The following is an 8,593-nucleotide window of genomic DNA, read 5'->3' as shown; positions in this document are numbered from 1 at the left end:
CGCGGGCACGGCGTAGGGGCCCAGCGCCTCGGCGGGAGTTCCGCACCCGGCGCAGGCCAGGGCTCCGTTGAGATGCCGTCGGCACGGGGGGCAGTAATCCATGGCGCCCGCAGAGTAGGCGTGCGCGGAACAACCAGGGAAGCCGCACAGGTGAGGATCTTGTGACGAAGCCCGATTCCGCGGACGGCCGGTCCGATACGCCTGACACGCGGGAGGATGGGCGGCATGACCGCTCCCGCCCCCTTCGGCCCCCTCCAGTTCCAGCTCGTGCTGCTGCGCCGGATGGCCGACCACCAGCCCGGCCTGGTCGAAGAGGCCCGGCACGAACTGAGCGCCTCCCTCGCCGACATGCGGGAGGCCAACCGCCGCTGGCAGGCCATGGTCCGGGCGCCCCGGGGGCGGGGGTCGCTGCGGCGCTACCGCTCGGTGCTCGGTGAACCGGAGGCGACCCTGCCGCGCCGGGTCGGGGACCTGGAGTGCGAGGCGCTGCTGTGGCCGGTGCCGCTCTGGCCGGACCTGCGGTTCGAGGTGATGGCCGGGCCCGGCGGGGCCGTGTGGAACGCGTGGCTGGTGCGGGCCCCGGGCGCGGCCGGGCCCGAGCTGACCTCTCCGGAGGCGCTGCGCCCGTGGTCGTGCACCGTGGACGAGGCGGCCCGCGCCTTTCCCCCGGCCCGGCCGATGGAGGGCAGCGCCCCGACCCGGTGGTCGCTGGCCGTCACCGACCCGGTCACCGGCCGGGAGCGGGTCGCCGAGTTCACCTGGGGTCTGTTCCAGCGACTGCTCCCGGCCCGCTGACCTGAGGATCCGTCAGTTCCTGCCCCCTTACGGCGCAGCTCAGCGCGCGCGACGGGCGGGAGAGCGCGACCATGCAAGAAGAGACCGGCTGCCGCCGGTGCCACCGTCCGCGCTCTCGGGAGAACTCGCCGTGACCGTCAGCCTTGAGCAGTTGCAGCGTTGCCATGTCGCCGTCGATCTCGGGGCCGCGAGGACCCGGGTGTACGTCAAGGGGCTCGGGCTCGTCGTCGACGAACCCAGCGTCGCCGCCGTCAACACCCGTACCGGCTCCCTCATCGCCGTCGGCGCGCTCGCCGAGCAGATGACCGGCCGTACGCCGGAGTACATCCGGGTGGCCCGTCCGGTCTCCGGCGGCACGGTGGTCGACATCGAGATGGCCCAGCGGATGCTGCGCCATCTGCTGGGCGACAAGCTCCGCCGCCAACTGCGCCGCAAGCCCCGGCTGCGCGCCGCCGCCTGCACCCCGCACGAGGCCGATCCGCTGGCCCAGCGCGCGACGGTGGAGACCCTGGTCGGGCTCGGCGCCCGCCGGGTCGAGCTGGTGGACACCCTGATCGCGGCGGCCGTGGGCTGCGGGCTGCCGGTCGAGCAGCCGACCGCCACCATGATCATGGTGTGCGGGGCCGCCACCACCCAGATCGCGGTGCTCTCGCTCGGATCGATCGTGACCGCCGTCCGGATCCCGGTGGGCGGCAACGCCATCGACGAGGCGATCATCCAGCATCTGCGCCAGCACCACGAACTGCTGCTCCCGAGCCAGTCCGTTCGCCCGCTGCAGCTGGCGCTGCACGGCAACGGCCTCCAGCTGACCGGCCCCGCCCTCACCGAGATCCACGGCCGTGACGTGGCGACCGGTCTGGCCCGCTCGGTGGAGGTCGACACCGCCGCCGTGCGGCGGGCCATCCACACCCCGCTCACCGCGGTGCTCGACGGGGTGGGCAAGGTCCTCCGCGCCTGCCCGCCGGACCTGGTGGCCGACCTCGCGGACCGGGGAATCATGATGGTGGGCGGCAGCGCGCTGCTCCCGGGCCTCGACCAGATGCTGCGCGACGCGACCGGCATGCCGGTGCACATCGCCGAGCGCCCCGACGTCTGCTCGGTGCTCGGCCTGGGCGCGATGCTGGACGGCAAGATCCAGCCGATGGTCCTCAACCCGCTGGCGGGGTGAGCGCGTCGGCACGGACCGGGCGGTGGAACGGCCGACGCGGACGGCGCGGATGACGGGGCCGGTGGAGCCCGGCCCGTCCGCCGCCGGGCGGCTGCCGATGCTCCTGGAGGCCGTCCTCAACGTCGGCAGCGACCTGGAGCTGGGCTCCACCCTCCAGCAGATCGTGGACACCTCCACCGCCCTCACCGGGGCCCGCCACGGTGCGCTCGGGGTGCTGGACCCGGACCGGGACCGGGTCGAGGGGCTGTACACCGCCGGGATGACGGAGGCGGAGCGGCAGCGGCTCGACCTCTTCCCGGACGACTCCTCCGGGGGGCCGGCGGCGGCCCTGGCCGATGAGGACCGGCCGGACCGTCCGCCCGGCCGCCCTCCGGCGCGGAGCTTCCTGCGGGCGCCGATCCTGGTCCACACCGAGGTGTTCGGGCATCTCTGCCTCGCCGAGAAGCCGTCGGGGCCGTTCAGCGACGCGGATCTGGCCCTGCTGCGGGTCCTGGCCGCCCAGGCGGGCATCGCGATCGGCAACGCCCGGCTGTACGCGACGGCCCGGCAGCGCGAGCGCTGGATCGCGGGAGCGGCGGCCGTCACCACGGCCCTGCTGACCGGTACCGACGCGGCCGACGCGCTGATGACGGTGGCCGAACGGGCCCGGGTGCTGGCGGGCGCGTCGGCCGGGGTGATCCTCCAGCCGACGGAGGAGGGCGGGATGGAGATCGTCACCGCGTCCACGCTGGACGATCCGGCGGGCATCGTCGGCACGGTGATCGAGCCCGGTTCCGCGGTGCTGGTGCAGCTGCTCGGCGGCGAACCGGTCTTCATCGAGGACTCGGCCACCGATCCCCGGATGACCACCGGCGTACGCTCCCGCTTCGGGCCGAGCATGATGCTGCCGCTGCAGAGCGGCGGGCGGCTCATCGGCACTCTCGCCCTGCCCCGGCGGCGCGGTGAGCGGCCCTACACGGAGATGGACAAGCTGCTGGCGACCCAGTTCGCCTCGCAGGCGGCGCTGGCCCTGGTGCTGGCGGACGCGCAGGCCGACCGGGAGCAGCTCGCGGTGTACGAGGACCGCGACCGGATCGCCCGTGACCTGCACGACCTGGTGGTCCAGCGGCTGTTCGCCACCGAGATGATGCTGGAGTCGACCCGCCGCCGGGCCGCGTCGGAGGAGACCGCCGGCAGCAGGGAGGCGGAGGCCGACGGCGGTGGAGGGGCGGAGGCCGATGAGCTGCTGGGCCGGGCCGTGGACGAGCTGGACTCCACCATTCAGGAGGTCCGCACCGCGATCTTCGCGCTCCAGCAGCCGCCCGCCGGGGCCCCGAGCACCTTCCGGGGCCGGGTGCTGCGGGAGACCGGGGGCGCGGCGGCCCTGCTGGGCTTTCCGCCGTCGGTGCGGTTCGCCGGGGCGGTGGACGCGCTGGTGGGCGAGGAGACGGGGCGGGAGCTGCTGGCCGCCCTGCGCGGGGCACTGGCCGCCGCGCACCGCAGGCCCGGGGTGTCGGCCATCGAGGTGGAGGTGGACGCCACGGTCCGGCTGCCGGACGGGCGGGCCGGGGTGCGGCTGGTGGTCGCGGACGACGGGCGCGGCGAGGACGGCCGTCCCACGACGGTGACCTGGCAGGCCCCGGCCTGACCCGGGGGTGCCGGCGGGCCGGGCGGGGCCCGTGACTCGGGGCCGCCCGGCTCAGTGTTTCGGGGCCGCCCGCAGGGCGATCCGGGTGTTGGAGTGGGCGATGCCCGCCTCCCGTTTCAGCCGGCGCAGCAGGGTGTCCAGCGCTCCCGGGTCGGCGGCGGTGGCCCGTACGAGGTAATCGTGGCCGCCCGTCACGTGCACCACCTCCGTGATCCCGGGCAGCATGAGCACCGAGCGTTCGAACTCCTCGTTCGTCGTGTCGAGGCGCAGGGTCACGTCGATGAAGACGACCAGGCCCGAACGGGTGTCGGCGGCCGGGTCGACGATGACGGTGAAACCCCGGATGACCCCGTCACGGCGCATCCGGCGGACCCGGTCGCCCGCCGCGTTGGCGCTGAGCCCCACGCGTACGCCCAGATCCCGGTACGAGATCCGGGCGTCCTCCTGGAGAATGCCGAGGATTTCCCTGTCCAGCCGATCCATACCGCGATTGTCTCAGTTGATGGCGATATCGGCTGAGAGAGACCAGTAAGGCGAGGAAGGTCAGCAGGGCGCGGGGTCAGGCGGGCAGGGGGTCAGGGGGCAGAGGGAGCCGAGGGCACCCGTTGTCCCCCGGTCGGCGGAGTCCGGCGGGCCGTGCGGCGCCCCGCGCCCTTGACTTGCCTGCGTGGACACCTCCGTCAAGCAGTCCCCCGAGCCGCCCACCCCGGCGGCAGCCGCACCGTCCGCGGCCGCGTACCGCAATCTCGTCCTGGCGACGGTCGGCTTCGCGCTGACCTTCTGGGCGTGGAACCTGATCGCGCCGATGTCCGGGGACTACAAGGACCGGCTGGGGCTCAGCTCGTTCCAGCAGTCCTTCCTGGTGGCCGTGCCGGTGCTCGTCGGGTCGCTCGGCCGGATCCCGGTGGGGGCTCTGACGGACAAGTACGGCGCGAAGGTGATGTTCCCGCTCGTGTCGGCGCTGACGATCGTGCCGGTGCTGCTGCTGATCCCGGCGAAGGACTCCTACGGGGCGATGATCGCGGTCGGGTTCCTGCTGGGGCTCGGCGGGACGACGTTCGCGATCGGCGTCCCGCTGGTCAACTCGTGGTTCCCGCCCGCCAAACGGGGCTTCGCGCTGGGTGTGTTCGGGATGGGCATGGGCGGGGTGGCGCTGTCGGGCTACTTCACCCCGCGCATCGCGGAGCACGGCGACAACCTGCCGTTCCTCGTGGTCGCGGGGGCGCTGGTGGTGTACGCGCTGCTGGCGGCCGTCCTGGTCAGCGACCACCCCGGCCGGAAGATCCCCACGGACACGCTGACGCACCGGCTCGGCGCGGCAGGAAAGCTCCGGGTGACCTGGGAGCTGTCGGCGCTGTACGCGATCGGCTTCGGCGGCATCGTGGCGTTCGGGGTCTATCTGCCGACGTATCTGAAGACCTGGTACGAGATGTCGCCGACCGAGGCGGGTACCAAGGCGGCCGGGTTCGCCCTGGTCACGGTGGTCTTCCGGCCGATCGGCGGCTGGCTCTCGGACCGGGCCCACCCGGCGCTGGTGACCTCGGTGGCCCTGCTGCTGGCCGCGCTGATGGCGATCGTGCAGGCCTTCGAGCCGCCGCTGGACCCGGTCGGCACGATCGCGCTGCTGGCCATGGCGGCCGGGCTCGGCACCGCGAGCGGCAGCGTGTTCGCCCTGGTCTCGCAGGTGACGCCGCAGCCGAAGGTGGGCAGTGTGACGGGCATCGTCGGGGCGATGGGCGGGCTGGGCGGTTTCGTGCCGCCGCTGGTGATGGGCGCGATCTACAGCGCCAAGGACAGTTACGCGATCGGCTTCATGCTGCTGTCCGATCTGGCGCTGGCGGGGTGTGTCTACGCGTACGGGCGGATGCGGACCGTCCGGCGCGACGAGTGAGACCCCCGGGCACGGAAGAACGGCAGCCGCCGTCCGCGTACCCCCCTTGAAGGCGCTCTGCCCGGTGCCGTCCAGGACGCGTCGGCCGGTGCTGCGTTCGGCGATGCGGCGGGCAGGACGGCCCCTCCGCGGACCGGCCCGGAGTGACGCCGCCCTCATCGGCATCCGGGCCCGGGCGGGGCCCGCCCGGAAGCCCTAGGCTTCCCGGCGTGACCCTCCTCCTTCCCGCGCTCCAGTCCCCCACCGGCCCGGCGGCCTCCCGGGAGGCCGTCCGCTTCGGTGGCCTGTCCCTGGCCTACGGCCGGCTCGCCGAGGCCTCCGACGCGCTCGCCGCCCGCATCGCGGACGCGGGCCGGGTCGCCGTCTGGGCCACCCCGACGCCGGAGACGGTGATCGCGGTGGTGGCGGCACTGCGGGCCGGGGTCCCGGCCGTGCCGCTCAACCCCCGTACGGGAGAACGCGAGTTGGCGCACATCCTGGCCGACAGCGAACCCACGGCCGTGCTGGCGGGACCGGACGACGCGCTGCCGCCCGCACTGGACGAGCTGCGGCGTGTGACCGTGGACGCGCGGGCGGGGACCGAAGGCCCGGAGGGGTACGCGGTGGGCGAGGCCGCCCCCGGCGCCCTGCCCACGGGGGCGGGCGAGGCCGGCCCCGAGTCCCCCGCCCTGATCGTCTACACCTCCGGCACCACCGGCCCGCCCAAGGGGGCCGTCCTGCCCCGGCGGGCCATCGCCGCGTCCCTGGACGCGCTGGAGGACGCCTGGGGGTGGACCGGCGGCGACGTCCTGGTCCACGCGCTGCCGCTGTTCCATGTGCACGGGCTGATCCTGGGCGTCCTCGGCCCGCTGCGGCGCGGCGGCTCCGTGCGCCACCTCGGGAGGTTCTCGCCGGAGGGCGTGACCCGTGAGCTGGCCTCCGGCGGCACCATGCTGTTCGGGGTGCCGACGATGTACCACCGGCTGGCGGAGGTGCTGGACGGCCCTGCGGGCGGGAGCGTGCACGGCTCTCCGGCGGACGGCGACGGACGGGACGCGCTGGCCGGGGCGCTGGCCGGGGCCCGGCTGCTGGTCTCCGGCTCGGCGGCGCTGCCCGTGCACGACCACGAACGCATCGCGGCGGCGACCGGGCGGCGGGTGATCGAACGGTACGGGATGACGGAGACCCTGATGAACACGGGGATCCGGGCGGACGGCGCCCCGCGCCCCGGCACGGTGGGCCCGCCGCTCGCCGGGGTGGAGCTGCGCCTGGCGGAGGAGGACGGCACGGTGCTCGGCGCGCCCGGGGAGATCGGCGAGATCCAGGTCCGGGGTCCGAACCTGTTCACCGGCTACCTCAACCGGCCCGACGCCACCGCCGCCGCGCACACGGCGGACGGCTGGTTCCGTACGGGGGACGTCGGCACGGTGGACGAGGACGGGTACGTCACGATCGTCGGGCGCAAGGCCACCGACCTGATCAAGAGCGGCGGTTACAAGATCGGCGCGGGCGAGATCGAGAACGTGCTGCTCGCACACCCCGGGGTCCGGGAAGCGGCCGTGACCGGCGAGGAGGACCCGGACCTGGGCGAACGGGTCGTGGCCTGGGTGGTCGCGGCCGATCCCGGCTCCCCGCCCCCCGCCGAGGAGCTGGCGGCCCATGTGGCGGACCAGTTGGCCCCGCACAAGCGCCCGCGCACCGTGCACTACCTGGACGCCCTACCCCGCAACGACCTGGGCAAGATCATGAAGAGGTCGCTCCATGCCGGCTGACTCCCCCGCCCGGGCGACGGCCCGGCAGACGATCGCGCTGCTCACCGGCGCGGCGGGCTTCACCGAGCACCGCCCGCCGTCGCACCCTCTGCCGCCGGACGGTCCGCTCGGCTGGGCGGGGTACGACGCGGCGCGGGAGCGGGCCGGGGCACGGACCGGCGAGGAGGAGTCCGTGGTGTACGGCACCGGGGTCGTCGGAGACCGCGCGTGCGTGCTGCTCGCCTTCGAATTCGGTTTCCTGGGCGGCTCGTTGGGCCGGCTGACGGGTGACCGGCTGGTGGCAGCGTACGAGCTGGCCCTGGCCCGGCGGCTGCCCCTGCTCGCGCTCGTCGCCACCGGCGGCAGCCGGATGCAGGAGGGCATGGTCGCGCTCACCCAGCTCCAGCGGGTGGCCGCCGCCTCCGCCCGGCTGCGGGCGGCCGGGCTCCCGCAGATCGCGGTGGTCCGCGACCCGACGACCGGCGGCGGCTGGGCCACGGTGGGGGCGGGCGCCGATGTGCTGCTGGCGCTGCCGGGCGCGCAGGTCGGCTTCGCCGGTTCCCGGGTGCGGCCGGCGGACGCGGATCCTCACGCGTACAGCGCCGAGGGACAGTTCGCGGCGGGCCAGGTGGACGCGGTCGTCCCGCCGGGCGAGCTGGCCCGGGAGCTGACGCACTGGCTGCGCGCGCTCGGCCCGCACGGCGCGCTCCCCGCCGCCGCGTTGCCCCGCGCACTGTCGGCGGCCCGGCTCCCGGAGACCGGGCGGGAGGCGGTGGCGGCGGCCCGCGATCCTCGGCGGCCTCGCGCGGAGGCGTATCTCGCCGACCACTTCGCCACCCGGCTCCCCCTCCACGGGGACCGGTGCGGCGGTACGGACCCCGGGCTGCTGTGCGGTTTCGGGCTGCGCGCGGACGGGTCGCCCGTCGCGTACGTCGCCCAGTGCGGGACGCCGACCCGCCCGGCCGGGTACCGCGCGGCGGCCCGGACCATCCGGCTGGCGGACCGGCTCGGCGTCCCGGTCCTCACCCTCGTCGACACCCCGGGCGCGGCCAACGACGCCGAGGCGGAACGGGCGGGCGCGGGCGCGGCCATCGCGGACACCTTCGCGGCCATCGCGGCGGCACGGGTGCCGGTGACGACACTGGTGATCGGCGAAGGCGGTTCGGGCGGGGCGCTGGCTCTCGCGGCACCGGACAACACCCATGTCACGGCGGACAGTTACTTCTCCGTCATCGCCCCGGAACTGGCCGCCGCGATCCTCAAGCGGTCACCCTCGGAGACCGACGCCACCGCCGACCAGTTGCGGCTGCGCCCGCAGGACCTGCTGGACCTGGGCTTCGCCCGCTCGATCGTCGGCTGAGCGGGCGGCGGCAGACGGCCGG

At 75.0% G+C, this 8,593-nt stretch carries 8 protein-coding genes; 6 read left to right on the top strand and 2 right to left on the bottom strand.

The features are described from left to right. On the bottom strand, nucleotides 1-102 hold a 102-nt coding region (locus CR470_RS41470), incomplete at its 3' end, for an SCO2400 family protein (RefSeq protein ID WP_441350777.1). A gap of 123 nt (nucleotides 103-225) precedes the next feature. Between CR470_RS41470 and CR470_RS12490 the strand changes: the two genes are divergently transcribed. The 3 genes from CR470_RS12490 (at nucleotide 226) to CR470_RS12480 (ending at nucleotide 3,590) form a co-directional block, all read left to right on the top strand. After that, complete coding sequence (locus CR470_RS12490) at nucleotides 226-795, top strand: hypothetical protein (RefSeq protein WP_097867663.1); 570 nt, start codon at nucleotides 226-228, stop codon at nucleotides 793-795. A 130-nt stretch (nucleotides 796-925) separates the two neighbouring features. Next, complete coding sequence (locus CR470_RS12485; RefSeq protein ID WP_097867662.1) at nucleotides 926-1,963, top strand: rod shape-determining protein; 1,038 nt, start codon at nucleotides 926-928, stop codon at nucleotides 1,961-1,963. Nucleotides 1,964-2,012: 49 nt separating this feature from the next. Further along, entirely contained in the window at nucleotides 2,013-3,590 is a 1,578-nt protein-coding gene (locus CR470_RS12480) for a sensor histidine kinase (protein ID WP_097867661.1), read from the top strand. Between the two features lie 51 nt (nucleotides 3,591-3,641). On the opposite strand, the gene CR470_RS12475 is transcribed toward CR470_RS12480, so the two are convergent. After that, on the bottom strand, nucleotides 3,642-4,073 hold the full coding sequence (locus CR470_RS12475) for an Lrp/AsnC family transcriptional regulator (protein WP_030078115.1): 432 nt from the start codon (nucleotides 4,071-4,073) through the stop codon (nucleotides 3,642-3,644). A gap of 184 nt (nucleotides 4,074-4,257) precedes the next feature. On the opposite strand from CR470_RS12475, the gene CR470_RS12470 reads away from it, so the two are divergent. The 3 genes from CR470_RS12470 (at nucleotide 4,258) to CR470_RS12460 (ending at nucleotide 8,571) form a co-directional block, all read left to right on the top strand. After that, nucleotides 4,258-5,481 (top strand): nitrate/nitrite transporter, encoded by a 1,224-nt coding sequence (locus CR470_RS12470; protein ID WP_097867660.1) that lies wholly within the window; start codon nucleotides 4,258-4,260, stop codon nucleotides 5,479-5,481. Between the two features lie 209 nt (nucleotides 5,482-5,690). Beyond that, a complete protein-coding gene (locus CR470_RS12465) occupies nucleotides 5,691-7,232 on the top strand; it encodes an acyl-CoA synthetase (RefSeq protein ID WP_097867659.1) in 1,542 nt (513 codons plus the stop codon). Continuing rightward, entirely contained in the window at nucleotides 7,222-8,571 is a 1,350-nt protein-coding gene (locus tag CR470_RS12460; protein ID WP_097867658.1) for a carboxyl transferase domain-containing protein, read from the top strand. Before CR470_RS12465 ends, CR470_RS12460 begins: the two co-directional genes overlap by 11 nt. The last annotated feature ends 22 nt before the right edge of the window (nucleotides 8,572-8,593 follow it).

Origin of the sequence: Streptomyces sp. rh34 (assembly GCF_002551245.1) — a bacterium.
Taxonomy (GTDB): domain Bacteria; phylum Actinomycetota; class Actinomycetes; order Streptomycetales; family Streptomycetaceae; genus Streptomyces.
This window is presented reverse-complemented; position numbering and strand designations above follow the sequence as displayed.

Bases quoted from the DNA above. Each gene is read 5' to 3' on its own strand.
- CR470_RS12490 (WP_097867663.1), top strand. From the start codon at position 226: ATGACCGCTCCCGCCCCCTTCGGCCCCCTCCAGTTCCAGCTCGTGCTG.
- CR470_RS12480 (WP_097867661.1), top strand. From the start codon at position 2,013: ATGACGGGGCCGGTGGAGCCCGGCCCGTCCGCCGCCGGGCGGCTGCCG.
- CR470_RS12475 (WP_030078115.1), bottom strand. From the start codon at position 4,073: ATGGATCGGCTGGACAGGGAAATCCTCGGCATTCTCCAGGAGGACGCC.
- CR470_RS12460 (WP_097867658.1), top strand. From the start codon at position 7,222: ATGCCGGCTGACTCCCCCGCCCGGGCGACGGCCCGGCAGACGATCGCG.